This window comes from Thermomonospora catenispora, from assembly GCF_006363815.1.
Taxonomy (GTDB): domain Bacteria; phylum Actinomycetota; class Actinomycetes; order Streptosporangiales; family Streptosporangiaceae; genus Thermomonospora; species Thermomonospora catenispora.
In genome coordinates, this window is record NZ_RRYT01000028.1 from 17,839 (window position 1) to 44,247 (window position 26,409).

The following is a 26,409-nucleotide window of genomic DNA, read 5'->3' on the forward strand; positions in this document are numbered from 1 at the left end:
GAGGGACACCCGAGAAGACGGACCCGTCCGGAACGGAGATCACCGAGGTCACGCGCCGAAGCGGCGGCATGGGCGCCGCACGCCGGTCATCTGCGCGGTGTCTGCGACCTCAGCGCCTCACCGAAACCCCCATCGGACGGGAACAGGACTCGTCCACCGTAGGAAAAACACCGGCGTCCCGCAACCGGCTCGCGGTCGCGGGACGCCGGATCGGTCGCACTCGGCGGATCAGCCGCCGCGCAGCACGGCGCCGGTGCGCTCGGCCGCCTTCGCCACCGCCGCGTCGCGGGCCCGGCCGGCCTCCTCGGCGGTGAGGGTGCGGTCGGGGGCGCGGAAGCGCAGCGTGAAGGCCAGCGACTTGCGGCCCTCACCGACCTGATCGCCGGTGTAGACGTCGAACAGCCGGATCGACTCCAGCAGCTCCCCTGCCCCCTCGCGGAGGGCGGCCTCGACCTCGGCGGCGGGGCGGTCGGCGTCCACGATCAGCGCCACGTCCTGGGTGGCGACCGGGTAGGTGGACACGCGCGGCGCCCGCACGGCGTCGCTCGGGGCCAGCCGCGACAGCTCCAGCTCCATCGCGGCGGTCCGCGGCGGCACGCCGTAGGCCTGCACGACCCGCGGATGCAGCTCCCCGGCGTGTCCGATGAGAAGGTCGCCGACGTACAGGGCGGCGCACCGGCCGGGATGCCAGGGGGCATGCTGGTCGGCCTTGACGGTCAGCTCGACGCCGGCCTCACGGGCCACGGTGCGGGCCGCCTCGATCGCGTCGGCCCAGCTCGCCGGGCGCCCCGGACCCCACCATCCGGCCGGCTCGCGGTTCCCGGCCAGCACCACGGCGACCCGCAGCGGCTGGTCGGGCAGCGCCGCCTCCAGCGAGGCGACCTCCTCGGCGGTGGGGCCGCGGTCCACGGGCGGCCGGGGGGCGCGCCGGACGCCGTCCGGCCCGGGCCGGTACACCAGGCCCATCTCATACAGGCCCACGTTCGCCTGGCCGCGGCCGACGTTGCGGGCCAGGGTCTTGAGCAGCCCCGGCAGCAGAGTGGTGCGCAGCAGCGGCTCGTCCTCCGACAGCGGGTTGGCCAGCCGCAGCGCCCGGCGCCGGTCGTCGTCGGCGTCCAGCTGCAGGTCGTCGAAGTCCTTGGCGCCGACGAACGGGTAGCTGAGCGCCTCCACGTACCCGGCGGCGGCCAGCGCACGGCCCACCCGGCGGCGCTGCCGCTGGGCGGGGGTCAGGCCCTGCCCGGCGATCGGCCGGGGCGGACGGGCCGGGATGTTCTCGTACCCCTCGAGCCGGATGACCTCCTCGGCCAGGTCGTTGGGGTCGACCAGGTCGGGTCGCCAGGACGGGGGCGTGACGGTCAGCTCCTCGTCCCCGGTGACGGTGCAGCCGATCTCGGTGAGCCGCCGCACCACCGTGTCCCGGCCGTAGGTCACCCCGGCCACCTTGTCCGGATGGTCGGCGGGGATGGTGATGGTCACCGGCTCGACCGGGGCCTCGGCGTGGGTGACGCCCGGCACGATCTCGGCGCCGCCCAGCTCGGCGAGCATCTGCACGGCCCGGTAGGAGGCCCGCAGCGGCAGCTCGCGGTCGACGTTCCGCTCGAACCGGTACGAGGCCTCGCTGTGCAGCCGGTGCCGGCGGACGGCCCGGGCGATGCCGACCGGGTCGAAGTGGGCGGCCTCGATGACGATGTCGGTGGACTTCTCGTCGATCTCGGTGTGCAGACCGCCCATCACGCCGGCCATGGAGATCGGCCCGGATTCGTCGGTGATGAGGATGTCCTCCGGGTCGAGGGTGCGCACGACGTGGTCGAGGGTCTCCAGCTTCTCCCCCGGCCGCGCCCGCCGCACCACGATCTCGCCGGTCAGCTTGCCCCGGTCGAACGCGTGCAGCGGCTGGCCCAGCTCCAGCATCAGGTAGTTGGTGACGTCCACCGCCAGCGACACCGGCCGCATCCCCGCCCGGTACAGCCGCACCCGCATCCACAGCGGCGTCTGCGCGGACGGGTCGAAGCCGCGGACCTCGCGCAGCACGAACCGGTCGCAGGCGGTCGGGTCGGCGATGCTCGCCGGGTAGGAACGCTCGGTGTCGGCGGGCAGCGGCACGGCGGCGGGGTCGGTGAACGGCGCCCCGTAGGCCAGCGCCGCCTCCCGCGCCACCCCGCGGACGGACAGGGCGTACCCCCGGTCGGGGGTGACGGCGATGTCCAGCACCTCGTCGCGAAGGCCCAGCAGCTCGATCGCGTCGGCGCCGACCTCGGCGTCGTCCGGCAGCACCAGGATGCCGCTGTGGTCGTCGCCGATGCCCAGCTCGGAGACCGAGCACATCATGCCCTCGGACATCTTGCCGTAGGTCTTGCGGGCGCCGATCGCGAAGCCTCCGGGCAGCACGGAGCCGGGCAGCGCGACGACGACCTTGTCGCCCTCGGCGAAGTTGCGGGCGCCGCAGATGATGTTCCTCGGCTCGGGCTCGCCGACCTCCACCCGGCAGTAACGGATCGGCTTCTTGAAGCCGGTGAGCTCCTCGATGGCCAGCACCCGGCCGACCACCAGCGGGCCGGTGACGTCGTGGCCGGGGGACTCGACCTTCTCCACCTCCAGCCCGACGGCGATCAGCTTGGCGGCCAGGTCGCGGCCGGTGACGTCGGCGGGCAGCTCGACGTGCTCGCGCAGCCAGGACAGCGGGACCCGCATCAGATCTCCATCCCGAACGGAAGGGTGAACCGCACGTCACCCTCGACCATGTCGTGCATGTCCTCGACGCCGTGGCGGAACATCAGCGTACGCTCCACGCCCAGCCCGAACGCCCACCCGCTGTAGCGCTCGGGATCGATCCCGGCGGCCACCAGCACCCGCGGGTTGACCATGCCGCATCCGCCCAGCTCGATCCAGCCCTCGGAACCGCAGGTGCGGCACGGCGGCGCGCCCGCCTCGACGGAGGCGCCCCGGCAGACGAAGCACTGCATGTCCACTTCGGCGGAGGGTTCGGTGAACGGGAAGTACGACGGGCGCAGCCGCACGTTCAGCCCTTCGCCGAACATGCCCTCGACGAACGCGGCGATCGCGCCGCGCAGGTCGGCCATGGTCAGCCCCTCGTCCACCGCCAGGCCTTCCAGCTGGTGGAAGACCGGGGTGTGGGTGGCGTCCAGCTCGTCGGTGCGGAAGGTGCGGCCGGGCGCCACCACGTACACCGGCAGCGGTCGGGACAGCAGCGCCCGCACCTGCACCGGGGAGGTGTGGGTGCGCAGCACCAGGCCGCTGTCCTCGCTCTCGACGAAGAAGGTGTCCTGCATGGTGCGGGCCGGGTGGTCGGGCTTGAAGTTCAGGGCGTCGAAGTTGTACCACTCGGCCTCGACCTCGGGGCCCTCGGCCATCTCGAAGCCCATCGAGATGAACACGTCGGCCATCCGCTCGGCGATGGTGGTCAGCGGATGCCGGGCGCCCCGCGGGGCGCGGTCCCACGGCAGGGTGACGTCGACGGTCTCCTCGATGAGGACGCGCCGGTCGCGCTCCTCCTCCAGCTCGGCCTGGCGGCGCTTGAGGGCCTCGGCGACCGCCTTGCGGGCGGCGCCCACGCGCTTGCCGGCCTCGGCGCGGGCGTGCGGCGGCAGCGCGCCGATCTCCCGGTTGGCCAGCGCCAGCGGGGAGCGGTCGCCGGCGTGCGCGAGCCGGACCCGCTTGAGCTCCTCGAGGTCGGCCGCCGCCGCGACGGCGGCCAGCGCCTCCTCGCGCGCCCGGTCCACTTCCTCCGGGCGCAGCGCACTGACCTCGACAGGGTCGTACGACTTGTTGGGTGCAGACATGGTGGTGAGAACTCCAGCCAGGGCGTGATCGCCCGCGAGTCTAGTGGGAGCTGTGCCCACAGGGGCTGACGACGGAGAAGCCCGCGCGGCGGGCCCCGGTCAGGCGTAGTCGGGGGCGCCGGCGGGCAAGGTAAATCGGAACTCGGCGCCGCCGCCGGGGGCGCGCTGCACCGCGATCGTGCCGCCGTGCGCCTCCACCAGGCCCTTGACGATGAACAGGCCGAGCCCCGTGCCGCCGCGCCGGTGGCCGCCGGGACCGCGCCAGAACTGGCGGAACACGCGCTGAGCGGCCTCGGGGGGGATGCCTTCGCCTTCGTCGCGTACCGACACGGCGGCCCCCTCCTTGTGCGCGTCCGGCTCCACCACAACTGTCACCGTACCAGCACCGTGCCTGACGGCGTTCTCCAGCAGATTGCCGAGGATCTGGTCGATCTTGTCCGGATCCAGCCACATCTCCGGCAGCTCGCCGCGCACCTCCAGCCGGAACCGGTCCTCGGGATCGCCAGCGGCCACCCGCCCGGCGATCACCTTGCGGGCCTCCTCGACCAGGTCGACCACCTGGCGGTGCATCTCCAGCCGTCCGGCCTCGATCCGCGACACGTCCAGCAGCTCGGTGATCAGCCGGGTGACCCGGTCGGCGTCGGCGTTGACGGTCTCCAGCATCACCCGCTTCTGGTCGTCGTTGAAGCGGTGCCACTTGGCCAGCAGGGTGGCGGTGAAGCCCTTGACGCTGGTGAGCGGGGAGCGCAGCTCGTGGGCGACGGTGGAGACCAGGTCGGCCCGCTCCCTCTCGCGGCGGGCGCGCCAGGCGGCGTCGCGGAAGCTGACGGTGAAACGTTCCACCACCCCGCGCGGGCCCCGCCGGTAGGCGGCGGTGACCAGCAGCTCGGTGCCGTCGGCCAGGTAGAGGGACCGCTCGGGGTGGCGGGTGCGGGTGGCCAACCCGCCATAGGGGTCCAGGCACTTCCACCAGTCGCGGCCCTCGGCGTCGTGCAGCGGCAGCACGTCGCGGAAGTCGCGACCCAGCGCCTGCTCGGCGGGGATGCCGGTCAGCCGGACCGCGGCCCGGTTGAACAGCACCACCCGTGCGTCGGCATCGGCCACCAACAGGCCGTCCGGCAGGTCGTCGGTCAGGTCACGGGCGGACTCGATGGCCGGATCCGCGCTCCGAGCACGACGCTGGGCGGGCACGACGGGCCGCGACATGTGCGAGGAGTTCTCGTCACCCACCAGGGCCTCCAGAGCACCCGTGAAAACGCGGCCTGTCGAAAGAGACTCTATAGCCCAACCGCGGCACCGCGGGACTGAGAAAACCCTTACCCCACAAGGGATCGCGATCCGCGGTCGGGCATGCGGCGCGACCGGCCGGTGCACTCAGCCGGTGAACGAGGTGCGGCGCGGGCCGACGGCCTCGGCCACGGTGTCGTACAGTCCGAACAGCCGGTCCAGGCCGGTCACCTGGAACAACCGGCGCTGCGCCGGGCGCACCCGGGCCAGGGCCAGCTCGCCGCCGCGGGTGCGCAGGTCGTTGTGCGCCCCCACCAGGGCACCCAGTCCGCTGGCGTCGCAGAACGCGACGTCGGCGAAGTCCACCACCAGCCGGGCGGCCCCGGCGGCGGTCAGCTCACGGCCGATCTCGATCAGCCGGGTGCGCAGCAGCTGCGCGGTGCGCAGATCGATCTCGCCGGCGACATGGGCCACCGGCGTCCCGCAGGGCAGGCCCGTCACCGTGATGATCAGATCCTCGGTCGGATCCGGCGGCTCCGCACCGTCCCTCTGCGGCCGGACGGCGGGCCGCCCGCAGCGCGGGAGGGCCGCCGATGAGCGCGGCCCCTGTCTATGCGTTCTGGTACGCGGCACCTGTGGCGCCTTCCTGTCGTCGATCTCGTCACGGTCACGCCGGCCGTGCCACCGCTCCCGACGGTCACCGTGAGCGGCCGGGCCGGCGGCGAACCCCGTCGGACGGGCGCCCGCTCCTCTTGTGGACGAGCCGGCGACCCGATGCGTGCGGGATGCTGTGAAACTTTCACGTCCATCCTGACAGCCGGACCGCGCATGAAGATCGTCTTCGCGCGGCCAGAACCGGCCAGGCCCCGGGAGCAACCTTTGCGCGGTCGTGAACGTTGTCGTTCGGGGAGGTCAGGCGGTGACCGCCGCTCCGGCGGCGCCGTCCGTCCCGGCCCGCTGGGCGCGGGCGGAGGCGTAGAGGCAGACGGCGGCGGCCGTGGCCAGGTTGAGGCTTTCGGCCCGCCCGTAAATGGGGACCCGCACCACCTCGTCGACGTGCCGCAGGATCTCCTCCGGCAGGCCCCAGGCCTCGTTGCCGAAGATCCAGGCGGTGGGACGGGCCAACAGCCCGTCATCGATGGCCGAGTCCAGGGTGCGCTCACCGGCGCCGTCGGCGGCGAGCACGGTCAGCCCGCTCTCCCGCAGCGCCGGGATCAGCGCGTCGAACCGCGGACCGGTCACCACCGGGAGGTGGAACAGACTGCCCGCCGAGGCCCGTACGCACTTGCCGTTGTAGGGATCGACCGAGGCGTCGGTGAAGACCACGGCCTGAGAGCCGGCCGCGTCGGCGGTCCGCAGCACCGTGCCGGCGTTTCCGGGATCGCGGACGTGCGCCAGCACGGTGAGCAGGGTGGGCCGGCCCGCCAGCGCCTCCTCCAGGCCCACGTCGACGAAACCGCAGACCGCCAGCAGTCCCTGCGGGGTGACGGTCTGCGCCAGCTCGGCCATCACCTCACCGCTGACCCGCAGCACCGGCACCCCCGCGCGCTCGGCGGCCAGCACCAGATCGGCATGGCGGGACTCGGCCTCGGCCGTGGTGAACAGCTCCCTCAGCACGCCCGGCCGGACCAGCGCCTCCCGGACCGCCTGGGGCCCCTCGGCCAGGAAACGACGCTCGCGATGCCGGAACGTGCGCTTGGCGAGCCGCCGGGCGGCCTTCACCCGGGGCGACCGGATGGAGGTCAGCTCGCGGCCCGCCATGCTTCCCGTCTTCGCCGTTCGGACGACCTTCTGCCCTCCGTGCTCAGGCGGCCTTGGCGCCCTGCGCCGGCAGCGACTCCTTGGCCAGCTCGACCAGCGTCTTGAACACCGCGGGGTCGTTGACCGCCAGCTCGGCCAGCATGCGGCGGTCGATCTCCAGCTCGGCGGCCTTCAGGCCCTGGATGAACCGGTTGTAGGTCATGCCGTGGGCGCGGGCGGCGGCGTTGATCCGCTGGATCCACAGCCGGCGGAACTGCCCCTTCCGGTCCTTGCGGTCCCGGTAGGCGTAGGTCATCGAGTGGAGCATCTGCTCCTTGGCCTTGCGGTACAGCCGCGACCGCTGCCCCCGGTAGCCCCTGGCCCGCTCAAGGACGACCCGACGCTTCTTGGCGGCGTTGACAGCCCGCTTCACACGTGCCATGTCTCAATCTCCTTTGCGCAAGACCGGGCCCCTGCGCCCGGCCGATGGTGGGGAAAGTCGATGCGATGGCTACTTGCGAAGCAGCTTCTTGATCACCTTGGTGTCGGCGTCCGCGACCACGATGCGACCGTCCAGCCGACGGGTCCGCCGGGACGGCTTGTGCTCGAGCAGGTGGTTGCGGTTGGCGCGGCGGCGCGTCACCTTGCCGGAGCCGGTCAGCTTGAAGCGCTTCTTGGCACCGCTGTGAGTCTTGGTCTTCGGCATGGTCGCCGTCGTCTCCCTCGATCGTCATCCCACGCAGCCGCGGGGACGTGCGTGATCAAGGCGCCCACCATGGAATGCATGGCGGCGCGCCTGTTCGACGCACCGAATGTTACGTGCTGACATCGCCCAGCCGGCTCCCCGGCCCGGGCTCGGCGTCCGGGCATGGCGCCCGGACGCACGGGCCGTCGCGCGGCGGCACCGGGTCCCCCGGCACCGTCCGGCGCCGCCCGAAAGAATCCCCGGCCGCACGCGGCCGGGGTGCTCAGTTCGCCCTGCGCGCGCGCTCGCGAGCAGCGCGCTCGGCCCTGGCTTCCGCCCTGGCCTCGGCCTTCTTCTTGTGCGGGGCGATCACCATGATCATGTTACGGCCGTCCTGCTTGGGCCGCGACTCCACGAAGCCCAGCTCGGCCACGTCCTCGGCGAGCCGCTGGAGCAGCCTGATGCCCAGCTCGGGCCGGGACTGCTCACGCCCGCGGAACATGATGGTGACCTTGACCTTGTCGCCCGCCTTGAGGAACCGCACCACGTGACCCTTCTTGGTCTCGTAGTCGTGCGGATCGATCTTCGGCCGGAGCTTGATCTCCTTGATGACCGTGTGCGCCTGATTACGCCGCGCCTCGCGGGCCTTCATCGCGGACTCGTACTTGAACTTGCCGTAGTCCATCAACTTGGCCACGGGCGGACGCGCGGTCGGCGCCACCTCCACCAAGTCCAGATCGGACTCGCGGGCGAGTTCCAGGGCCTTGACGAGGGGGACGATGCCCACCTGTTCGCCGTTCGGGCCGACGAGCCGGACCTCCGGCACGCGAATGCGGTCGTTGATACGCGGTTCGGCGCTGATGGGACCTCCTTGGGGCGTTCCTTGGCCGTTACCTCACTGACCGGTCGCGCCCGCGGGCCTCCATGAGAAAAGCCCCGCACGACTCACATGCGGGGCCACCATCGGCGCGCCCGACGATTCACATCGCCGGACGGCGACGCCGGACGGGGACATCGAGATGTCCGCCGTCCGCCGGACCGATGACCCTCCGACCTGATCGGCCGGACAGGTGGGAGTGGCCTCCGCTTGAGTACCCGAGGTCGCCCTCGGATCGGTCAGCGAGCAACGCTATCACGTCTTTGCATGTCCACTCTACCTCATCCCCGGCGGCCGGCCAGAGGGCCGACCGGAAGCGGCCGTGGATCATCGTCGCGCGACGGCGTCCGGGCTCCGCCGGCCGATCCCCGGTCCACCGGATTTCACCGGACCCCGGCCGCCCGAGCGGCCAATTCCGCCTCTCCGGCGGCCCGCATCGCCTCGACCGGGACGTCCTCACGGCCGGTCATCAGCGCGACCTGCCGCACGGCCTGGTGCAGCAGCATCGGGAACCCGCCGACCACGACCCCGCCGGCCTCCTCCACCGCCTGCGCCAGCGCGGTCGGCCAGGGGGCGTACACCACGTCGAACAGCGCGCCGCAGGCCCCGGCGATCCGGTCCGCGTAAGGGTCGGCGGCCCGGCCGGGCAGCGTGGAGACCACCAGATCGGCCGGGAGGGCCCGCTCCAGCCCGTCGAGCTCCGTCGTCTCGACCCGCAGCCCCAGCCGCCGGCCGACCGCACAGGTCTCCCGGGCGCGGGCCCGGCTGCGCACGCACAAGGTCGCCGAACGCACGCCCAGCTCGTGCAATGCGGCCAATGCGGACGCCGCCGTCGCGCCGGCGCCGAGGATCGTCACCGTCCGGGGCGCGGCCGCCCCCGCCTCGGTCAGGGCGGTCACGATGCCGTACACGTCGGTGTTGTCGCCGTATCGGCAGCCCTCCCGCAGCAGCACCGTGTTGGCCCCGCCGACCGTGGCCGCCAGTTCCGAGACCTCGTCGACCAGCGCGAGGGCGGTCCGCTTGAGCGGCATGGTCAGCGACAGGCCCGCCCAGTCGCCGTCGAGGCCGTCCAGGAACGGCGCCAGCCCCGCCTCGTCGCACTCGACCGCCTCGTACGTCCATCCGGACAGGCCCATCGCCGCATACGCCGCGCGATGCAGCGTCGGCGACAGCGAGTGCGCGATCGGCGACCCCAGAACCGCGGCGCGGGGCATTCAGCCGCCTCCGTTTCGCTTGTTGCGGTTGTACTCGGCGACCAGCCTGTTGTGCTCGGCCAGGGTGCGGGCGAACTTGGTGACGCCCTTCTCCGGGTCGGTGGTGACGAAGAACAGCCACCCGTCGTCGGTCGGCTCCAGCACCGCCCGGATGGCGTCCGCGCCCGGGTTGGCGATCGGGCCGGGCGGCAGTCCCTTCACCCGGTAGGTGTTGTAGGGGCTGGTGGAGGCGCGCTCCTGGGCGGTGGCCTCGATGCCGTAGGTGCCGTTGGCGTACTTGGTCGTGCTGTCCATCTGGAGCAGCATCGACTTCTCCAGCCGGTTGTGGATGACCTCGGCGATCTTGGGCATGTCGCTGGGCTTGCCGCTCTCGGCCTGCACGATGCTGGCCATGGTCATCACCTCGTGCGGCTCGAGCCCGGCCGCCCGGGCCTTGGCCTCCAGGTCCAGGTCGGCGACCTCCTTCTTGTAACGATCGACCATGGCCTTGAGCACGGACTCGGCGGTGCCGTTGGGGTCCAGGTCGTAACGGCCCGGCCACAGGTAGCCCTCGACCTTGCCCTTGGCGTACGGCGGCAGTTCCAGCGCCTCGGGGTTCTTGAGGACCTTGTGGAACTCCCGGCGGGGGATGCCGGTCCGTTTCGACAGCTGGTCGACGACCTGGACGGCTCGCAGTCCCTCGGGGATGGTGATCTGGTTGCCGGCGCGGGACTTGGGGTCCAGCAGCAGGGCCAGGGCGGCGGCCGCCGACATCTTCTTGCGCATGGTGTAGAAGCCCGGCTGGATGCCGGCCGACCTGGGCTCCTTCTCCGCGGCCTTGACGTAGGCCTTGGCGCTCTTGACCACGCCGGCCTTCTCCAGCCGCTCACCGATGGTCCATCCGGTGTCGCCGTCCTTGATCTGGACGATCACGCTGCCGGCGCCCTGCCCGCTGTAGTCGGGGACGGACAGCTTCCTGTCCAGCACGGCCAGGCCGATCAGGCCTCCGCCGCCGAACACGGCCACCAGGAACGCCAGCGAGAACAGCACCGCGGCGCGGCTGTTGAGCTTGCGGCGGCGCTGCCGTTTGCGCACCGCCGCCTGGGCCCGGCGGCCCCGCCGCCGGTCGCGCTGATCGCTCCAGGCGGGTTCTTCGAACAGGTCCAGATCGTTCATCGGCTTCCCCGGACGCTCTCGCCCGGCGGCCGCCCCGTCGCGCGTTCGGCGTCGAGGGCGGCCTGCAGCAGCACCGTCGCGGCGGCCTGGTCGATCACCTGGCGGCGGTTCCTGCCACGCACCCACGACCGCCGCAGGCCCGCCTCGGCCGTGACGGTGGTCAGCCGCTCGTCGTACAACCGGATCCCGTCCTCGGGCAGGATTCCCGCCAGCCGGCGGGCCAATGCCTCGGCGAACCGCCGGGCCTCCTGAGCGGCCGGGCCGTTGCGGCCGGACAGCGAGGTGGGCAGCCCGACGACGATCTCGGCCACCTCGTGCTCGGCCACCAGTTCGGCGATCCGATCCAGATCACCCTTGCCCCGCCGGACGGTCTCCAGCGGGGTGGCCAGGATGCCTGCGGGATCGCTGCGCGCGACACCGATGCGGACGCTGCCCACATCGATGCCCAATCGGGTGCCCGGCCTCACGCCGGCATCACCGCCCGGCACGGGGCGGACGGGACCGGCGCGGCGGGCACCGGGCGGGGAGGGGATCCGCACACACACCGAACAATACGGGTGCGGCCCGGAACGTGGTTCGAAATCACGCGGAACCGACTGCCCGTTCCACCGCCGCCAGGGCGTCCCCGATGGCCTGGGGGTTCGCCCCGCCGCCCTGCGCGAGGTCGTCCTTGCCGCCTCCGCCGCCGCCGAGCGCCTTGGCCGCCACGCCCACCAGCGCGCCGGCCTTGAGCCCGCGCTCGCGGGCGCCCTCGGTGAGCGCGACCACGACCACCGGCCGGTCCTTCGGCACACCGGCGATCATGACCACGGCGGGCCGGGCGGCCAGCCTGCCGCGCACGTCGACGGCCAGCTTGCGCAGGTCGTCGGCGGTGGTGCCGTCCGGGACGCGGTGCGCCACGAACGCCACGCCGTTCACGTCCTTGGCCCCCTCGGCCAGCGAGCCGGCGACCGCCAGCACCTGCTGCGAGCGCAGCCGCTCCAGCTCCTTCTCGGCCTCGCGGAGGCGGGAGACCACCCCCGCGATCCGCTCCGGCAGCTCCTCCTTGCGCGCCTTGAGCTGCTCGGACAGCTGGGCGACCAGCACGCTCTCGCGGGCCAGGAAGCGGAAGGCGTCGATGCCGACCAGCGCCTCGACCCGGCGCACCCCGGCGCCGATGCTGGACTCGCCGAGCACCTTGATCAGACCGAGCTGGCCGGAGCGGGCGACATGGGTGCCGCCGCACAGCTCGCGGGAGTAGTCGCCGACCTCGACGACCCGGACCTCCTCGCCGTACTTCTCGCCGAACAGGGCCAGCGCGCCCATCGCCCGCGCCTCCTCGAGCGAGGTGTGGAACGCCCGGACGTCCAGGTCGTTGATCAGCACCTCGTTGACCTCGTCCTCGACGTCGCGCAGCACGCTCGGCGGGACCGGGCCGGTGCTGGTGAAGTCGAACCGGAACCGGCCCGGGGAGTTCTCCGAACCGGCCTGCGCGGCCGACTCGCCCAGCGCCCGCCGGAACCCGGCGTGCACCATGTGGGTGGCGGTGTGCGAGCGGGAGATCGCACGGCGCCGTTCGACGTCGATCTCGGCGAACGCCGAGTCGCCGGCCTGGGCCTCGCCGTCGCGGACGGTGCCGCGGTGCACGATCAGCCCGGGCAGCGGGGACTGCACGTCGCGGACCTCGATGCGGGCGCCGTTCCCGAGCCGGATCACGCCCTGGTCGGCGAGCTGGCCGCCGCCCTCGGCGTAGAAGGGGGTGCGGTCCAGCACCACCTCCACGTCGGTGCCCGGTCCGGCCGCCGGGACGGAGGCGCCGTTGACCATCAGGCCGACCAGCCGGGCCTCGCCGCTGACGTCGTGGTAGCCGGTGAAGTCCACCCGGCCGCCGGCCTGGTCGAGCAGCTGCCCGAGCACCGACACGTCCAGATTGCCGGTCTTCTTGGCGGCGGCGTCGGCCTTGGCCCGCCGCCGCTGCTCCTCCAGCAGCCGGCGGAAGCCCTCCTCATCGACCTTCAGGCCCTGCTCGGCGGCCATCTCCAGGGTGAGGTCGATGGGGAAGCCGTAGGTGTCGTGCAGGGTGAACGCCTGCTCTCCGGCCAAGGTGGTGCGGCCGGCCCGCCGGGTCTCCGCCACCGCCTGGTCGAAGATCGCCGTGCCGGTGCGCAGCGTCTGGCTGAAGCGCTCCTCCTCGGCGTCGATCACCGCGTGGATGTTGGCGGCGGTGCGGATCAGCTCGGGGTACTGCTGCCCCATCACGTCGATCGCCACCGCGGTCAGCTCGTGCATCATCCCGGTCTCCCGGCCGCCGAGCAGCCGCAGGTTGCGGATGGCGCGGCGCAGCAGACGGCGCAGCACATAGCCGCGGCCCTCGTTGGCGGGGATGACGCCGTCGGCGACCAGCATCGTCCCGGCGCGCACGTGGTCGGCGATCACCCGGAGCGACACGTCGGCGCGGTGCTCCCGGCCGTACCGGGAGCCGGTCAGTTCGGCCGCGCGGTCGAGGATCTTCCGCAGGGTGTCGGTCTCATAGATGTTGTCGACGCCCTGCAGGATCGCGGCCATCCGCTCCAGGCCCATGCCGGTGTCGATGTTCTTGGCGGGCAGCGGTCCGGCGATGTCGAAGTCGGTCTTGCTGCGGACCTTCGACAGCTGCTCCTGCATGAAGACGAGGTTCCACACCTCCAGGTAGCGGTCCTCGTCGGCGACCGGACCGCCCTCGCGGCCGTAGTCGGGGCCCCGGTCGTAGTAGATCTCCGAGCAGGGGCCGCCGGGACCGGGCACGCCCATGTGCCAGTAGTTGTCGGCCAGCCCGCGGCGCTGGATCCGCTCGGCGGGCACGCCGACCTCGCGGTGCCAGATGTCGGCGGCCTCATCGTCGTCTTGGTAGACGGTCACCCACAGCCGGTCCTCGGGGAAGCCGAAGCCGCCGTCGGCCTCGGAGCGGGTCAGCAGCTCCCAGGCGAAGGGAATGGCGCCTTCCTTGAAGTAGTCCCCGATCGAGAAGTTGCCCAGCATCTGGAAGAACGTGGCGTGCCGGGTGGTCTTGCCGACCTCGTCGATGTCGGGGGTGCGCACGCACTTCTGCGCGCTGACCATCCGCGGCGCGGGCGGGGTGCGCTGCCCGAGGAAGTAGGGCTTGAACGGCACCATCCCGGCGGGGACCAGCAGCAGCGTGGGATCCTCGGCCACCAGGCTGGCCGAGGGCACGACCGTGTGCCCCCGCTCCTCGAAGAACGTGAGGAAACGGCGTGCGACCTCTGCCGACTCCATCTCAGTGGCCATCCTTGTCTTCGTCGATAACGGTGTAACGGGCCTTGAGGATCCGGCGCGGCGGGGCGCCCTCCACGGCGGGCGGATCGCGGTCCAGCGCGATCGCCTCGCGCAGCTCGGCCTCCCTCTCCCGGGCCAGCTCGGCGACCTCCCGGGCGAACAGCCGCAGCCGCTCGCCGGTGGTCAACGCCTGCCGGGCGGCACGACCGGCCAGGCTCTCCGGGGTCAGCCGGCGGGCCATCCGCGTCGCCTTGCGGGTCGCCCACACGCCGGTACCGGCACCGACCAGCAGCCAGAACGTTCGCCTCATCGTCGTTCCCTCCCGTCGGCGCGGCGGACCGGCAGCTCCGGCCGCCGACCGGCGCGGTCCGCGGCGCGGCCGGCCAACGCCTTGCGCACTCCGTAGGAGAACGCCGCCGCCTTGATCACCGGGCCCCCGAAAACCGAGGACACCACGGTGCTGACCGCCGAGACGTTCTGGGTGACGCCGGCGACCTGACGGGTGATCACGTCGGTCCGGCCGAGCTGCTCGTTGGCCCGGCGGACCGTCTCGGTCATGTCGTCCAGCAGCGGGACGGCCTGGTCGGCGATCTCGGAGACCAGCTTGGTGGCCTCTCCGATCAGCTTGGCGAGCCGCAGCAGGGCGTAGGCCAGGAAGGAGACCAAGATCGCCCAGAACATGGCCACGATCAGGCCTGCCAGCTCTCCACCAGTAAGCATCCGGGTTTCCGTTCGCGTCGCCGTCCGTCGTCAGGCCAGGTGCGGTGCGCACGACCATACCGCGTGCGCGCCGACCGCCCGTACGAGTTTCGCCGGCCGTGCGGCGTGTCACGGACCCCGTCGCGGCGGGGTCCGCATGCCTCTACCGGCAGGTTAGCCGGTCGCGCCGGGGTGCGGCGGCGCTCACCGGCGCCGGTCGCCGCGCAGCACGGCGCGGATCCGCTCCAGCACGTCGTGGAAGCGCGCCTCGGCGCCGTACCGGGTGGGCCGGTAATACCGCCGGTCGGCGACCGGGTCGGGGGCGTACCGCTGCCGCACCACCCCGCCCGGGTGGTCGTGGGGGTACTTGTAGCCCTCTCCGTGACCGATCTTCGCCGCGCCCCGGTAGTGGGAGTCGCGCAGATGCGGGGGGACGGGGCCGACCAGGCCCTTCCGGACGTCGGCGACGGCCTCGTCGACGGCGGTGACGACGGCGTTGGACTTGGGCGCCAGGGACAGGTGGACGACCGCCTGGGCGAGGTTGATCCGGGCCTCGGGCAGCCCCACGAACTCCACGGCCTGGGCGGCGGCGACGGCGGTCTGCAACGCGGTCGGGTCGGCCATCCCGACGTCCTCGCTGGCGTGCACGATCAGCCGCCGGGCGATGAACCGGGGGTCCTCCCCCGCCTCCAGCATCCGCGCCAGATAGTGCAGCGCGGCGTCCACGTCGCTGCCGCGGATGCTCTTGATGAACGCGCTGACGACGTCGTAATGCTGGTCGCCCTCCCGGTCGTAGCGGACCGCGGCCCGGTCGACCGCCTTCTCCAGCACCTCGACGTCGATGACGCCCGTCTTCTCGGCGACCAGCGCGGCGGCCTCCAGATAGGTGAGGGCGCGGCGGGCGTCCCCGCCGGCCAGCCGGATCAGCTGGTCCTCGGCCTCCCGGGTCAGCTCCACCCGGCCGCCCAGCCCTCGTTCGTCGACCAGCGCCCGGGCGATCACCCGTCGCAGATGCTCCTCGCCGAGCGGTTCCAGGGTCAGCAGCAGCGACCGCGACAGCAGCGGGCTGATCACCGAGAAGAACGGGTTCTCGGTGGTGGCGCCGATGAACGACACCCAGCGGTTCTCCACCGCCGGCAGCAGCGCGTCCTGCTGGGCCTTGTTGAACCGGTGCACCTCGTCGACGAACAGCACGGTCTGCCGGCCGGTCATCCCCAGCTCCCGGCGGGCCAGGTCGATCTCGGCGCGGACCCGCTTGACCCCGTCGCTGACCGCCGAGATCTCCACGAAACGCCGTCGGGTGACCCCCGCCACCACGTACGCCAGGGTCGTCTTGCCGGTCCCCGGCGGCCCCCACAGCACCAGGGACATCGGCGCGTCCCGGTCCACCAGCTGCCGGATGGGCGTGCCGGGGCCCAGCAGATGCTCCTGCCCGACCACCTCGTCGAGACCGCTGGGCCGCATCCGCACCGCCAGCGGCTGCTGCGCGGCCACCGCCCGCTCGGCCGCGGCGGCCCGTTCCGGCGTCGGGGTCGGAGCGGGCTCGTCGAAGAGGCCGTCGGGCTGCACGGGATCACCCCTGGACATGTGTTCGACATTAGTGGCTCGCGCGGACACGCCTCCCGTCCCGTCGGTGCGGGAGGGACACGGTGCTCGAGAGAAAAAGAGCGAATGGAGATATTTGCCGTTATGTGGTGATCCTCCAAGGTCGTACTGTGCTATCCAAAGGTCCGGGAACCTCCCCTTGTTCCCCGACGTCGGGCGGCCGGGAGTGACGACGTGAAGACGACGAGCGTGCACGGGCGCGTCCCGTGCGGGATCGCGGGCATGCTCGTCGTGCTGTTCGCGCTGGCGGGCGTGGCGTTCAGCTATGGGCTGGGCGGGCACGTGCCGCCGCTGCAGGCGTGCGTGATCCACGACCTGGCGCCGGATCAGGCGCCGCCGACCGGTCCGGGGATCGTGGTCCAGGACCAGGCGCACCCGACCCCGCCGTCTCCGGCGACGCACCCGCAGACGTATCTGTCGCTGGCGATCCTGCTGACGCTCGTGATGCTCGGGCTGGCGGCGGCGCCGCTTCGCCGCGGCGTCCGGCCGGCGCGATCCGGGTGGGTGGTGCGCAGGCCCGCGAGAGCGCCGTGCAGGGCGCGCTCGCTCGCCGTCCTGCAGGTCCTACGGCTGTGACGGGGGCGTCGCGCGGCGTCGAGCCGCGCGGACGGTCGTGTTCGTCATCGAAGCCGTACCCGTGAGGAACCCCCATGTCCAAGAGCAACCGGATCCGCTACAACCGCCAACAGAACCCGCTGGTCCGCTCCGGCCCCCCGTGGGGCGCGATCGCCTTCTTCTCCGTGATCGGATTGATCGCCGTCGTCGCGATCGGCTTCGCCGCATGGCTGGCGTTCAAGCCGGCCGAGCCCATCGCCGGACTGATCGAGCGGGACGGGCTGCCGCGAGGCCACGTGCAGACCAAGGTCCGCTACGACACCACCCCGCCGATGGGCGGCGAGCACCACCCGGTGTGGCAGAACTGCGACGGCCGGGTCTACGACCAGCCGGTGCAGAACGAGCACGCCGTGCACTCGCTGGAGCACGGGGCGGTCTGGTTCACCTACCGGCCGGGGCTGCCCGACGAGGACCTGGAGAAGCTGAAGAAGAAGGTCTCCAGCATCGACTACACCATGCTCAGCCCGGTGCCGGAGCAGGACGCGCCGATCATCCTGACCGCCTGGGGCAAGCAGGTGAAGGTGAACGACGCCGACGACAAGCGGATCGACGCCTTCCTCAAGGCGTTCCTCAAGGGCCCGCAGACGCCCGAGCCGGGCGCCGCCTGCGCCGGCGGCAAGGACACGCCATGAGCGAGGCCGTCCAGGAGCGGCCCCCGGCGAACGGCTCGCGGAGCCGCACCGTCACCCTGGTCCTGGCGGGGCTGGTGGCGTTGGCCGCGGCGCTGTGGGTGGGGGTGTCGGTGCTGCGGCCCGGCGGCCCCTCCCCCGACGGCCCGGAGGCCGGGTTCGCCCAGGACATGAGCGTCCACCACGCCCAGGCGGTGCAGATGTCCTTCCTGGTCTACGACGCCACCGAGGACGAGGAGATCCGCACGCTGGCGTACGACATCATCAACACCCAGTCCCAGCAGATCGGGATGATGACCGCCTGGCTGGACGCCTGGGACGCGCCGAAGGTGAACCCGGGCGGGTCCATGCGGTGGATGCGGGGCCACGGCGGGCACGGCGCGGGCGGCGGCGGGGCCACGTCGATGCCCGGCATGGCCACCGACGAGCAGCTCGACCGGCTGAAGAAGGCCAAGGGCCGCGACGCCGAGGTGCTGTTCCTCCAGCTCATGATCGCCCACCACAAGGGCGGGGTGGAGATGGCCCGGGCGATCCTGCCGCTCACCGCCGACGAGCAGGTGAAACGGCTGGCGACCAGCATGGTCGACGGGCAGGAGTCGGAGATCGAGCTGATGACCGCCATGCTCCGGGAGCGGGGCGCCGCGCCGTGAAGAGACCGTGAAGAGGCCCTGAGGCCCTGAGGCCTTGAGGCCCTGAAAGGGGCCGGCCCGGCGCCGTGCGGCGCCGGGCCGGCCCCTTTCAGTTCGCTTCCCCGCTCTTCCCGGGGCGCGGCTCAGGACTCGGCGGGCTCCTCCTCGGGCCGGACGTCGACCCCGGCCTCCGCACGCTGCTGCTCGGTGATCGCGGTGGGCGCGCCGGTCAGCGGGTCGTATCCGGAGGCGGCCTTGGGGAAGGCGATCACGTCACGGATCGAGTCCCCGCCGGCCAGCAGCATCACCACCCGGTCCCAGCCGAACGCGATGCCGCCGTGCGGGGGCGGACCGTACTTGAACGCCTCCAGCAGGAAGCCGAACTTGGTCTCGGCCTCCTCCTTGTCCAGGCCCAGCACGTCGAAGACCCGCTGCTGCATCTCGGCGCGGTGGATACGGATCGACCCGCCGCCGATCTCCATGCCGTTGCACACCAGGTCGTAGGCGTCGGCCAGCGCCGCCTCCGGGTTCTCGTGAAAGGAGGCGGCGTACTCGGGCTTGGGCGCGGTGAACGGATGGTGCACCGAGGTCCAGCCGTTCTGCTCGCCGTCGTCGTCGACCGCGGGCTCGAACACCGGCGGGTCCACGATCCACACGAACGACCAGGCGTCCTCGTCGATCAGGCCGCAGCGGCGGCCGATCTCCAGCCGGGCCGCGCCCAGCAGCTCACGCGAGGCGTGCCGCTGTCCGGCGGCGAAGAACACCGCGTCGCCCGGCTCGGCCCCCACGGCCTCGGCGAGCCCGGCCCGCTCGGCGTCGGAGATGTTCTTGGCGACCGGCCCGGTCAGCGTGCCGTCCGGCTGGACCAGCACGTACGCCAGGCCGCGGGCGCCGCGGGCCCTGGCCCAGTCCTGCCAGGCGTCCAGCTCCTTGCGGGTCTGGGAGGCGCCGCCGGGCATCACCACCGCGCCCACGTAGGGGGCCTGGAAGACCCGGAAGGGGGTGGCGGAGAAGTAGGCGGTCATGTCGACCAGCTCGTTGCCGAACCGCAGGTCGGGCTTGTCGGAGCCGTAGCGGGCCATCGCGTCGGCGTAGGCCAGGCGCGGGATCGGCCGGGGCACCTCGTAGCCGACGATCTCCTTCCACAGCCGCGCCACCAGCTCCTCGCCGATGGCCATGACGTCCTCGGCCTCGACGAAGGACATCTCGATGTCGATCTGGGTGAACTCCGGCTGGCGGTCGGCGCGGAAGTCCTCATCCCGGTAGCAGCGGGCGATCTGGTAGTAGCGCTCCAGCCCGGAGACCATCAGCAGCTGCTTGAACAGCTGCGGGGACTGCGGCAGCGCGTACCAGTGGCCCGGCTGCAGCCGCACCGGCACCAGGAAGTCGCGGGCGCCCTCGGGGGTGGAGCGGGTCAGCGTCGGGGTCTCGACGTTGACGAACCCGTGCTCGCGCATCACCTCGTTCACCAGGTAGGCGGCCTGGGAGCGGATGCGCAGGGCGCGGGCGACGCGCTCGCGGCGGATGTCGAGGTAGCGGTACTTGAGCCGGACCTCTTCGTTGACGTTGACGTCCCCTTCGATGGGGAACGGCAGCGGCGCGGCCTCCGACAGCACCTCGATGTCGGTGGCGGCCACCTCGATCTCCCCGGTGGGCAGGTCGGGGTTCTCGTTGCCGGCCGGCCGCACCCGCACCTCGCCGGTGATCTTGACGCAGTACTCGGCGCGCAGGTCGTGCGCGGTGTCTTCTTCGCGGAAGACCACCTGGACGACGCCGGAGGCGTCGCGCAGGTCGATGAAGGTGACCCCGCCGTGGTCGCGGCGGCGGGCCACCCAGCCGGCGAGCACCACGCGTTCCCCGGCGTGCTCCTTGCGCAGCACGCCGGCGCCGTGCGTACGGATCATCTCGTGAGCGTCCTGATCAGCTTGACGACCTTGCGTCGGAAGGAGTTTCCGTCGCAAAGGTGTATGCCCATCGAAGCGGGTGGTATGGGTGTTCAGGCCACGCGCTCGCCGGGGCGAGGGTGTGTCGAAGGGGGCAGGCTCATGACTCGGGCCTTCATGCCGCGCAGGCCCTCAACGCGGATCATCCCCCGGTTTGCAGAGGCACCGGTCGTTCTTGGTGAGCACTCACCCGGCGCGGCCTGTCGTACGCGCCCCTTCTGATGTCGCCGAGAAGCCCCGCCCAGCCGTCGGGGGAGACGAACAGCTTGGCTCCCTCGGGGTTCTTGGAATCGCGCACCGCGACCGCCGGTCCCGCGCCGGCGTTCTCCACACCGGCACCGCCCATGTCGCTGCCGTGGCGGCTCTTGCGCCATACGGCGGCAACCTCCACGCACTCACCGCCCATCTCGTTGCTGCGTGTGCTCTTGCGCCATCGAGCGCTGGTAAGCGTGCCGCGTTCGCCTCGAATGCTCATGAGTCCTTCACCAGTCGGCGGATGGCCGTCACGGACGCCTCGGGGGACAGGGCCACTGCTTTGAGGCGGTCCAGCGTCAGCCTGGTCATCCGGATCTGAGCCGGCTCTTCCAAGTACATACTGCCGCCCACGCTGATGTCGACATGCACGACGGGTTGGTCTGTGCTCGCGAACTCCAGCATCGAGAAGCCGTTGCCCATGCTCGGGTAGGCGCCGACCTCGGTCGGTACAAGCTGAATCGTGACGTTGGGCATCGCCGCGCACTCCACCAGATGGCGGAGTTGAGCGTTCATGGTCTCCTCACCGCCGATGGGCCGAACGAGCGCCCCCTCATCCAAGATCGCCCAGAGCTTCGGAGGGTCGGCCTCCCGTTTGAGGATCTCCTGGCGCGCCATGCGCACCGACACCAGCCGATCGATCTCTGACTCGACATAGCCGATCGGGGCGGTACGGAACATGGCACGGGCGTAATCCGGGGTCTGCAGCAGACCTGGCACGAAGCTCGGGGAGAAGACGTGGATCACCGAAGCGGCCGACTCCAGGTCGATGTAGACGGTGAAGCCCTTCGGCAACACCTTGGTGAAGGGCTGCCACCAGCCACGTTGCCTGGACTTGCGAGCGGTTTCCTTCAAGGTCTCCCTCAGGTCCACATCCTCAACGCCGAGGTGATCGCACAACTGTTCGACCTCTGCGGCAGTGATGGTCGTCTGGCCGGTCTCAAGGCGACTCATCTTGGTCGTGGACCAGCCCATGAGCTCGGCCAGCTCGGCGTTGCGCAGCCCCGCCGCCTCACGCAGCTTGCGGAGCTGGATGCCGAGCTGGCGCTTACGGGCGGTGGGACTGTCAGGCATGGCTATGCCCCCAATATCCATTGGTTTTGCGAACGCACTTGCGCGCGGGATTGCTGGAGTACATGCTGACAGTGTGCCCTATGTCACGGTACGTGGCTGCGGAATCAAACCGATCGCGCCGCGCCGCCGTGGCGATCGCCCCACGCAGATAGTGAGGAACGATGACGATCACGCAGGAGAGTAGCGCCGCCATGGCCGATCAGGCCCAGGCGGTGATCGAGGCGGCCAAGAAGACCGTGGACGACCTCGACATGGAGACCGTGTGCGACATGAGCGAGGTCGAGATGGCCGCTGTGATCGGCCGACTCACGGCGACGCTCAGCATGCTCATCGCCGCAGTCGGGCAGCCGTCCACCTCATGAAACGCCGGAGCCCTGAGACCTGAGTCACTCCCTTCGAACCGCTCCTGTCTCAGGGCTCCGCTGCATGAGTGTCACGGAGTGAGGCGGTTGGGACCGCGGAACAAGAACGTCGCTTCGCGGATCGAGTCAAGGTTCAGCATGGCCACCAGCAGCCGGCCGAGCCCCATCCCGAGCCCGCCGTGCGGAGGGGTACCGAATCGGAAGATGTTCATGTAGTCCTGCATCGGCGCGGTGTCCAGGCCTTTTTCGGCCGCCTGCTTGCACAGCACGTCGTAGCGATGCTCACGCTGCGCGCCGGTGGTGACCTCCAGGCCCTTCCAGAGCAGGTCGAAGCTGAGGGTGAGATCCGGCCGATCCTTGGGACGCATGTGGTAGAAAGGCCGGATGCTGGCCGGGTAATGCGTGATGAACACGAACTCATGGCCGGTCTGCTCGGCGATATGAGCCGAGATCGCCCGCTCGCCCTCGGGGTCAAGATCCTCTTTCTCGCCTGCGGGGTCCCACCCCCTGGCACGGAGGATCTCCTGAGCCTCGGCCATCGTAAGGCGCGGGAAAGGCACAGTGGGGACCTTAAGGTCGACCCCGTAATGTTCTCGGATCGCCTCTCCGTGGACGTCGGCGACCTTCGCGATGGCGTGCGCCAGCATGCGCTCCTCGAAGGCCATCACATCCTCGACGTCGTCTATCCACGCCATCTCGACGTCCACGCCGGTGAACTCGGTGGCGTGGCGGGAGGTGAAGGAGGGCTCGGCACGGAAGACCGGGCCGATCTCGAAGACGCGCTCGATGCCCGCCGCGACCGCCATCTGCTTGTAGAACTGGGGTGACTGCGCCAGATAGGCGTCGCCGCCGAAGTAGCCGAGCTTGAAGACCTCGGCGCCCGACTCCGAGGCCGTGCCCATGAGCTTGGGCGTGTGCATCTCGGTGAAGCCCTCGGCGTAGGCATACTCCCGCAGGCCCGCCTCGAAGGTCGTCTGCACGTCGAACAGCAGACGTGAGCTCGGCCGGAGACGGATGTCGAGGAAGCGCCAGTCCAGCCTGTGCTCCATCCCCGACTTCTCGTCAATGGGGAGCGATGCCTCCGCCTTGCCGACGACCTCGACCCGCTCCGGCACGATCTCCAGTCCGCCGAGCTTGACGATGGGGTTGTCCACGACCCTGCCGGTGATGACCACGGCGGACTCAGTGGTCAGCGCCTCGATGGCCTGCTCGAGCTCATCCCCCTCGCCGCCCCGTTTGTGAGTGATCTGCACCATGCCCGTGGGATCGCGGAGGATCACGAACTGCATTTTGCGCTGCAACCGCAGTGCGTTGACCCAACCGCACACCGTGACGGTCTGGTCAAGGTGGTCACGCAGATCGCGTACCAGCGTCCTGGGCATCGTGGCGAACTCTTCTCCGCAGTCGAAGGTGATTGGAACGCCAACACGGTAGTGGCTTACCAGAGCTCTTGCCATCCGGTAACGGTGATGACACCGTGCGGCACCTTGGCCGGGACGAGCACCCCGCCGTAGCGTCAGCCATCATAGCCACCGAGCGAAGGCGAGGATCTATGACGCTCTGTGTCCACCTCCTCGGCTACCCGGAAGCCGTCCTGGCAACCGACACCATCACCCTCGACGCTCCCCCGGACGCGACCGCCGACTATGTGGTACGCCAGGTGGCGACGCTCGCCCCCGGACTCGACGAAGCGCTCCTGCACGAAGACGGCAGTCCCCGGCAGACCACCAAAGTCATGGTCCACGGCGTTCCCGTCGCCCACCGGACACCGATCGGCAGGGAACCCACGGTGACGGTACTGGCCTCCTTGCCTTGCGACGGTTGAACCGCCTGCCCGGAACGACCGCGGCGGCACGCACCGGAGATCGCGTGCCGCCGCGTACCGACGGAGGGAGCCCGGTGGATTTCGCTGACACCCGGTACAACCGTCAGGAGCTGATGCCCCAGATCGGCCCGGAGGGGCAGAAGAAGCTCGCCGAAGCGCACGTCGTGTCGATCGGTGCGGGCGGCGTCAAGTCTTCCCTGCTCTACTACCTGGTGGCAGCCGGAGTGGGCCGGATTCGCATCATCGACTTCGACCGCGTCGAGTTGAGCAATCTCAACCGGCAGATTCTCTACACTCGCGCCGACATCGGCAGGAACAAAGCGCTTGCCGCCGCCGACCGGCTGCGACGACTCAACGACGAGATCGACATCGAGGCGGTGGATTCCCGTGTCGATGAGGGGAACATCGCAGAGCTGACCGGTGGCTTCGATGTGATCGTGGAAGGCGGCGACTCCCTCGCGGCCCGGCTGCTCGTCAACGATCACTGTCTGCGGTCACGAACCCCCATGGTCCACGCCAGCGCCCAGTACAACTACGGTTATGTCCTGACATTGCTGCCCGGCCGGACCGCATGTTTTCAGTGCGCTTTCCCCGATCTTCCCCGAGGTCACGGTGGGAGCGTCCCCGTCCTGGGGGTCGCCACGGGCATAGCCGGATGCCTGGGTGCAGCCGAGGTGATCAAAATCATCACAGGGGCAGGGCGACCGATCGTGAACGGCTACCTCACCTTCAGCGCGTTCCAGGGGGCCTTCCAATTCGTCCCCGCCGCACGACGGCCCGGCTGCGCCGCCTGTGGCGAAGCGGCGCAGCCGGACTGATGCCGCGTATCCGGGGTCACCGCCCGATTCTCTCCAGCAACGTTGCCGTGAGGTCGGTGAGCGGGACGGCGATCTGCTCGCCGGTGGCCAGGTCCTTGACTTGGGCGGACCCGGCGGTGATATCTCGCTCGCCGATGATCACGGCGTAGGCGGCTCCGGAACGGTCGGCGCTCTTCATCGCGCTTTTCAGGCTCTTGCCGGCGGGGGCCATGTCGGCGGCGATCCCGGCGCGGCGCAGCTCGGCCACCAGCGTGAAGACCTTGTGCTCGGCGGTCTCCCCCAGCGGCACCCCGAACACCTGGCAGCGGGACGGCACCGGCAGCTGCACACCCTCGGCCTCCAGCGCCAGCAGGGTGCGGTCCAACCCCAGGCCGAAGCCGATGCCCGGCAGCGGCGGGCCGCCGATGTCCTCCGACAGCCCGTCGTAGCGTCCGCCCCCGCCGATGCCGGACTGGGCGCCCAGCAGCGGGTGCTCGAACTCATAGGTGGTGCGGGTGTAGTAGTCCAGGCCGCGCACCAGGCGGGGCTCGTCGGTCCAGGCGATGCCCACGTCGGCCAGCAGCGAGCGGACCTTGTCGTGGTGGGCCTTGCAGGCCGCGCACAGGTGGTCGGCCATCAGCGGCGCGTCGGTGAGCTGGGCCTTGACCTCCGGGCGCTTGTCGTCCAGCACCCGCAGCGGGTTGATCTCCACGCGGGCGCGGGTGGCCTCGTCCAGGTCCAGCCCGCGCAGGAACTCCTGCAGCCGGGTGCGGTAGGCGGGCCGGCACTCGCGGCAGCCCAGGGAGTTCAGCAGCAGCCGCACCTGCCGCAGCCCCAGGCCCTGGTACCAGTTCCAGGCGATGGCGATGGTCTCGGCGTCGATCTGGGGGTCCTGGCTGCCGATGGCCTCCAGGTCGAGCTGGTAGAACTGCCGGTAGCGGCCCTTTTGCGGGCGCTCGGCGCGGAACGCCGGCCCCGTGGTCCACACCTTGACCGGCAGGCCCTGTTTGTGCAGGCCGTGCTCCAGAACGGCGCGCAGCACCCCGGCGGTGAACTCCGGACGCAGCGTGATGGAGCGGCCGCCGCGGTCTTCGAAGGTGTACATCTCCTTGCTGACCACGTCGGTGGACTCGCCCACCCCGCGTTTGAACAGCTGGGTGTCCTCGAAGACCGCCAGCTCCAGATAGCCGTATCCGGCCAGCCGCGCCTGCTCGGCGAAGGCGTCGCGGATGGTCCGCAGCACCTCGGCGCGCGGCGGAAGGTATTCGCTGACCCCTTTGGGGGCCTGGAAGCTCGAACTCATGGTCGTGTGCTCAAAGTCCCCTGCTGGGCCCTTGCTCGGGCGCCAGGTCCGCCAGGAACGGGTTGGTGGCCCGCTCCCGGCCGATGGTGGTCTGCTGCCCGTGGCCGGGCAGCACGATCGTCTCGTCCGGCAGCGGCAGGCATACCCGGGCCAGGCTCTTGAGGATCTCCTCGTACGATCCGCCCGGCAGGTCGGTGCGCCCGATCGAGCCGGCGAACAGCAGATCCCCGCTGAACATCACCTGGGGCTGATCGCCGCTCTCCGGGGTTCGGAACGTCACCGATCCGGGGGTGTGTCCCGGAGCATGGTCCACGGTGAAGCGCAGCCCGGCCAGCTCCAGCACCATCCCGTCGGCCAGTTCCCGCACGTCGTCGGGCTCGCTGAGCCGCAGCCCGCCGAACAGCTGCTGCCCGACGCCCAGGGACAGGCCCTTGGCCGGATCGGTCAGCAGGTCGCGATCGGCGGGATGGATGTAGGCCGGCACGTCACGGGCACCGCACACCGGGGCCACCGACCAGACGTGGTCGATATGGCCGTGCGTGGCGATCACCGCGACCGGCTTGAGCCGGTGCTCGCGGACGATCTCCTCGATCCCCTCCTCGGCGTCCTGCCCGGGGTCGATGATCACGCATTCCTCACCGGCGGCGGGCGCCACGATATAACAGTTCGCAGCGAATGATCCGGCGGGGAACCCTGCGACGAGCACGGTCGTCCTCTCCTGCA

At 71.1% G+C, this 26,409-nt stretch carries 27 protein-coding genes; 6 read left to right on the plus strand and 21 right to left on the minus strand.

The genetic code is table 11. The features are described from left to right. Positions 1 to 228: 228 nt before the first annotated feature. The 15 genes from pheT to EIO00_RS19085 form a co-directional block, all read right to left on the minus strand. The gene (gene pheT / locus EIO00_RS19010; RefSeq protein WP_140180874.1) at positions 229 to 2,694 is read right to left on the minus strand and encodes a phenylalanine--tRNA ligase subunit beta; all 2,466 of its coding nucleotides are present in this window, start codon (positions 2,692 to 2,694) and stop codon (positions 229 to 231) included. Then, positions 2,694 to 3,803, minus strand: a complete 1,110-nt coding sequence (gene pheS, locus EIO00_RS19015) for a phenylalanine--tRNA ligase subunit alpha (protein WP_140180876.1) — start codon at positions 3,801 to 3,803, stop codon at positions 2,694 to 2,696. Before pheS ends, pheT begins: the two co-directional genes overlap by 1 nt. A gap of 99 nt (positions 3,804 to 3,902) precedes the next feature. After that, positions 3,903 to 5,009: a sensor histidine kinase gene (locus EIO00_RS19020; protein WP_140180940.1), complete on the minus strand. Its 1,107-nt coding sequence runs from the start codon at positions 5,007 to 5,009 to the stop codon at positions 3,903 to 3,905. Between the two features lie 168 nt (positions 5,010 to 5,177). Beyond that, complete coding sequence (locus EIO00_RS19025; RefSeq protein ID WP_241661462.1) at positions 5,178 to 5,531, minus strand: STAS domain-containing protein; 354 nt, start codon at positions 5,529 to 5,531, stop codon at positions 5,178 to 5,180. Between the two features lie 411 nt (positions 5,532 to 5,942). Further along, complete coding sequence (locus tag EIO00_RS19030) at positions 5,943 to 6,791, minus strand: TrmH family RNA methyltransferase (RefSeq protein WP_140180880.1); 849 nt, start codon at positions 6,789 to 6,791, stop codon at positions 5,943 to 5,945. A 43-nt stretch (positions 6,792 to 6,834) separates the two neighbouring features. Next, the gene (rplT, locus tag EIO00_RS19035; RefSeq protein ID WP_140180882.1) at positions 6,835 to 7,212 is read right to left on the minus strand and encodes a 50S ribosomal protein L20; all 378 of its coding nucleotides are present in this window, start codon (positions 7,210 to 7,212) and stop codon (positions 6,835 to 6,837) included. 69 nt (positions 7,213 to 7,281) lie between these two features. Beyond that, positions 7,282 to 7,476, minus strand: a complete 195-nt coding sequence (rpmI, locus tag EIO00_RS19040) for a 50S ribosomal protein L35 (RefSeq protein WP_140180884.1) — start codon at positions 7,474 to 7,476, stop codon at positions 7,282 to 7,284. Positions 7,477 to 7,738: 262 nt separating this feature from the next. Beyond that, on the minus strand, positions 7,739 to 8,317 hold the full coding sequence (gene infC / locus EIO00_RS19050; protein WP_140180888.1) for a translation initiation factor IF-3: 579 nt from the start codon (positions 8,315 to 8,317) through the stop codon (positions 7,739 to 7,741). Positions 8,318 to 8,715: 398 nt separating this feature from the next. Further along, entirely contained in the window at positions 8,716 to 9,546 is an 831-nt protein-coding gene (locus tag EIO00_RS19055; protein WP_140180890.1) for a shikimate dehydrogenase, read from the minus strand. Beyond that, complete coding sequence (gene mltG, locus EIO00_RS19060) at positions 9,547 to 10,701, minus strand: endolytic transglycosylase MltG (RefSeq protein WP_140180892.1); 1,155 nt, start codon at positions 10,699 to 10,701, stop codon at positions 9,547 to 9,549. Further along, positions 10,698 to 11,168 (minus strand): Holliday junction resolvase RuvX, encoded by a 471-nt coding sequence (gene ruvX / locus EIO00_RS19065; RefSeq protein WP_140180894.1) that lies wholly within the window; start codon positions 11,166 to 11,168, stop codon positions 10,698 to 10,700. Before ruvX ends, mltG begins: the two co-directional genes overlap by 4 nt. Positions 11,169 to 11,283: 115 nt before the next feature. Further along, on the minus strand, positions 11,284 to 13,953 hold the full coding sequence (alaS, locus tag EIO00_RS19070; RefSeq protein WP_140180896.1) for an alanine--tRNA ligase: 2,670 nt from the start codon (positions 13,951 to 13,953) through the stop codon (positions 11,284 to 11,286). A gap of 1 nt (position 13,954) precedes the next feature. Next, the gene (locus tag EIO00_RS19075) at positions 13,955 to 14,263 is read right to left on the minus strand and encodes a DUF6167 family protein (protein WP_140180898.1); all 309 of its coding nucleotides are present in this window, start codon (positions 14,261 to 14,263) and stop codon (positions 13,955 to 13,957) included. Further along, a complete protein-coding gene (locus tag EIO00_RS19080; protein ID WP_140180900.1) occupies positions 14,260 to 14,673 on the minus strand; it encodes a DUF948 domain-containing protein in 414 nt (137 codons plus the stop codon). The genes EIO00_RS19075 and EIO00_RS19080 overlap by 4 nt, the downstream gene beginning before the upstream one ends. 183 nt (positions 14,674 to 14,856) lie before the next feature. After that, a complete protein-coding gene (locus tag EIO00_RS19085) occupies positions 14,857 to 16,116 on the minus strand; it encodes a replication-associated recombination protein A (RefSeq protein ID WP_479681612.1) in 1,260 nt (419 codons plus the stop codon). A gap of 315 nt (positions 16,117 to 16,431) precedes the next feature. Between EIO00_RS19085 and EIO00_RS19090 the strand changes: the two genes are divergently transcribed. The 3 genes from EIO00_RS19090 to EIO00_RS19100 all read left to right on the plus strand — a co-directional run bounded on the left by EIO00_RS19090 (position 16,432) and on the right by EIO00_RS19100 (position 18,151). Further along, complete coding sequence (locus EIO00_RS19090; protein WP_140180904.1) at positions 16,432 to 16,833, plus strand: hypothetical protein; 402 nt, start codon at positions 16,432 to 16,434, stop codon at positions 16,831 to 16,833. A gap of 74 nt (positions 16,834 to 16,907) precedes the next feature. Next, positions 16,908 to 17,504 (plus strand): DUF3105 domain-containing protein, encoded by a 597-nt coding sequence (locus tag EIO00_RS19095; protein WP_140180906.1) that lies wholly within the window; start codon positions 16,908 to 16,910, stop codon positions 17,502 to 17,504. After that, entirely contained in the window at positions 17,501 to 18,151 is a 651-nt protein-coding gene (locus EIO00_RS19100; protein ID WP_140180908.1) for a DUF305 domain-containing protein, read from the plus strand. The genes EIO00_RS19095 and EIO00_RS19100 overlap by 4 nt, the downstream gene beginning before the upstream one ends. A gap of 122 nt (positions 18,152 to 18,273) precedes the next feature. Here EIO00_RS19100 and aspS (EIO00_RS19105) read toward each other — a convergent pair whose 3' ends face one another. The 3 genes from aspS (EIO00_RS19105) to EIO00_RS19115 all read right to left on the minus strand — a co-directional run bounded on the left by aspS (EIO00_RS19105) (position 18,274) and on the right by EIO00_RS19115 (position 21,399). After that, a complete protein-coding gene (gene aspS, locus EIO00_RS19105) occupies positions 18,274 to 20,034 on the minus strand; it encodes an aspartate--tRNA ligase (protein WP_140180910.1) in 1,761 nt (586 codons plus the stop codon). A 181-nt stretch (positions 20,035 to 20,215) separates the two neighbouring features. After that, the gene (locus tag EIO00_RS19110; protein ID WP_012852477.1) at positions 20,216 to 20,548 is read right to left on the minus strand and encodes a DUF397 domain-containing protein; all 333 of its coding nucleotides are present in this window, start codon (positions 20,546 to 20,548) and stop codon (positions 20,216 to 20,218) included. Further along, positions 20,545 to 21,399, minus strand: coding sequence for a helix-turn-helix domain-containing protein (locus EIO00_RS19115; RefSeq protein ID WP_161602756.1), 855 nt, complete (start codon positions 21,397 to 21,399; stop codon positions 20,545 to 20,547). Before EIO00_RS19115 ends, EIO00_RS19110 begins: the two co-directional genes overlap by 4 nt. 161 nt (positions 21,400 to 21,560) lie before the next feature. Here EIO00_RS19115 and EIO00_RS19120 point away from each other — a divergent pair, with 161 nt between their 5' ends. Continuing rightward, positions 21,561 to 21,761 (plus strand): hypothetical protein, encoded by a 201-nt coding sequence (locus tag EIO00_RS19120; RefSeq protein ID WP_012852475.1) that lies wholly within the window; start codon positions 21,561 to 21,563, stop codon positions 21,759 to 21,761. Positions 21,762 to 21,832: 71 nt separating this feature from the next. Here the strand turns inward: EIO00_RS19120 and aspS (EIO00_RS19125) are convergent, their stop codons facing one another. Further along, positions 21,833 to 23,218: an aspartate--tRNA(Asn) ligase gene (aspS, locus tag EIO00_RS19125; protein ID WP_206664192.1), complete on the minus strand. Its 1,386-nt coding sequence runs from the start codon at positions 23,216 to 23,218 to the stop codon at positions 21,833 to 21,835. A gap of 95 nt (positions 23,219 to 23,313) precedes the next feature. Here aspS (EIO00_RS19125) and EIO00_RS19130 point away from each other — a divergent pair, with 95 nt between their 5' ends. Both EIO00_RS19130 and EIO00_RS19135 read left to right on the plus strand, forming a co-directional pair. Beyond that, positions 23,314 to 23,586, plus strand: coding sequence for a hypothetical protein (locus EIO00_RS19130; RefSeq protein WP_012852473.1), 273 nt, complete (start codon positions 23,314 to 23,316; stop codon positions 23,584 to 23,586). A gap of 74 nt (positions 23,587 to 23,660) precedes the next feature. Beyond that, a complete protein-coding gene (locus EIO00_RS19135; RefSeq protein ID WP_140180914.1) occupies positions 23,661 to 24,404 on the plus strand; it encodes a HesA/MoeB/ThiF family protein in 744 nt (247 codons plus the stop codon). A gap of 16 nt (positions 24,405 to 24,420) precedes the next feature. On the opposite strand, the gene hisS is transcribed toward EIO00_RS19135, so the two are convergent. Both hisS and EIO00_RS19145 read right to left on the minus strand, forming a co-directional pair. Then, the gene (gene hisS, locus EIO00_RS19140) at positions 24,421 to 25,686 is read right to left on the minus strand and encodes a histidine--tRNA ligase (RefSeq protein ID WP_140180916.1); all 1,266 of its coding nucleotides are present in this window, start codon (positions 25,684 to 25,686) and stop codon (positions 24,421 to 24,423) included. A 10-nt stretch (positions 25,687 to 25,696) separates the two neighbouring features. Then, positions 25,697 to 26,392 (minus strand): MBL fold metallo-hydrolase, encoded by a 696-nt coding sequence (locus tag EIO00_RS19145; RefSeq protein ID WP_140180918.1) that lies wholly within the window; start codon positions 26,390 to 26,392, stop codon positions 25,697 to 25,699. Between the last annotated feature and the right edge of the window lie 17 nt (positions 26,393 to 26,409).

Bases quoted from the DNA above. Each gene is read 5' to 3' on its own strand.
- rplT (WP_140180882.1), bottom strand. From the start codon at position 7,212: ATGGCACGTGTGAAGCGGGCTGTCAACGCCGCCAAGAAGCGTCGGGTC.
- pheT (WP_140180874.1), bottom strand. From the start codon at position 2,694: ATGCGGGTCCCGCTGTCCTGGCTGCGCGAGCACGTCGAGCTGCCCGCC.
- hisS (WP_140180916.1), bottom strand. From the start codon at position 25,686: ATGAGTTCGAGCTTCCAGGCCCCCAAAGGGGTCAGCGAATACCTTCCG.
- EIO00_RS19085 (WP_479681612.1), bottom strand. From the start codon at position 16,116: ATGCGGCCCAGCGGTCTCGACGAGGTGGTCGGGCAGGAGCATCTGCTG.
- EIO00_RS19075 (WP_140180898.1), bottom strand. From the start codon at position 14,263: ATGAGGCGAACGTTCTGGCTGCTGGTCGGTGCCGGTACCGGCGTGTGG.
- rpmI (WP_140180884.1), bottom strand. From the start codon at position 7,476: ATGCCGAAGACCAAGACTCACAGCGGTGCCAAGAAGCGCTTCAAGCTG.
- aspS (WP_206664192.1), bottom strand. From the start codon at position 23,218: ATGGCAAGAGCTCTGGTAAGCCACTACCGTGTTGGCGTTCCAATCACC.
- aspS (WP_140180910.1), bottom strand. From the start codon at position 20,034: ATGATCCGTACGCACGGCGCCGGCGTGCTGCGCAAGGAGCACGCCGGG.
- EIO00_RS19110 (WP_012852477.1), bottom strand. From the start codon at position 20,548: ATGAGCATTCGAGGCGAACGCGGCACGCTTACCAGCGCTCGATGGCGC.
- alaS (WP_140180896.1), bottom strand. From the start codon at position 13,953: ATGGAGTCGGCAGAGGTCGCACGCCGTTTCCTCACGTTCTTCGAGGAG.
- pheS (WP_140180876.1), bottom strand. From the start codon at position 3,803: ATGTCTGCACCCAACAAGTCGTACGACCCTGTCGAGGTCAGTGCGCTG.
- EIO00_RS19030 (WP_140180880.1), bottom strand. From the start codon at position 6,791: ATGGCGGGCCGCGAGCTGACCTCCATCCGGTCGCCCCGGGTGAAGGCC.
- EIO00_RS19055 (WP_140180890.1), bottom strand. From the start codon at position 9,546: ATGCCCCGCGCCGCGGTTCTGGGGTCGCCGATCGCGCACTCGCTGTCG.
- mltG (WP_140180892.1), bottom strand. From the start codon at position 10,701: ATGAACGATCTGGACCTGTTCGAAGAACCCGCCTGGAGCGATCAGCGC.
- EIO00_RS19020 (WP_140180940.1), bottom strand. From the start codon at position 5,009: ATGTCGCGGCCCGTCGTGCCCGCCCAGCGTCGTGCTCGGAGCGCGGAT.
- EIO00_RS19080 (WP_140180900.1), bottom strand. From the start codon at position 14,673: ATGCTTACTGGTGGAGAGCTGGCAGGCCTGATCGTGGCCATGTTCTGG.
- EIO00_RS19120 (WP_012852475.1), top strand. From the start codon at position 21,561: ATGACGATCACGCAGGAGAGTAGCGCCGCCATGGCCGATCAGGCCCAG.
- EIO00_RS19130 (WP_012852473.1), top strand. From the start codon at position 23,314: ATGACGCTCTGTGTCCACCTCCTCGGCTACCCGGAAGCCGTCCTGGCA.
- EIO00_RS19100 (WP_140180908.1), top strand. From the start codon at position 17,501: ATGAGCGAGGCCGTCCAGGAGCGGCCCCCGGCGAACGGCTCGCGGAGC.
- EIO00_RS19115 (WP_161602756.1), bottom strand. From the start codon at position 21,399: ATGCCTGACAGTCCCACCGCCCGTAAGCGCCAGCTCGGCATCCAGCTC.
- EIO00_RS19095 (WP_140180906.1), top strand. From the start codon at position 16,908: ATGTCCAAGAGCAACCGGATCCGCTACAACCGCCAACAGAACCCGCTG.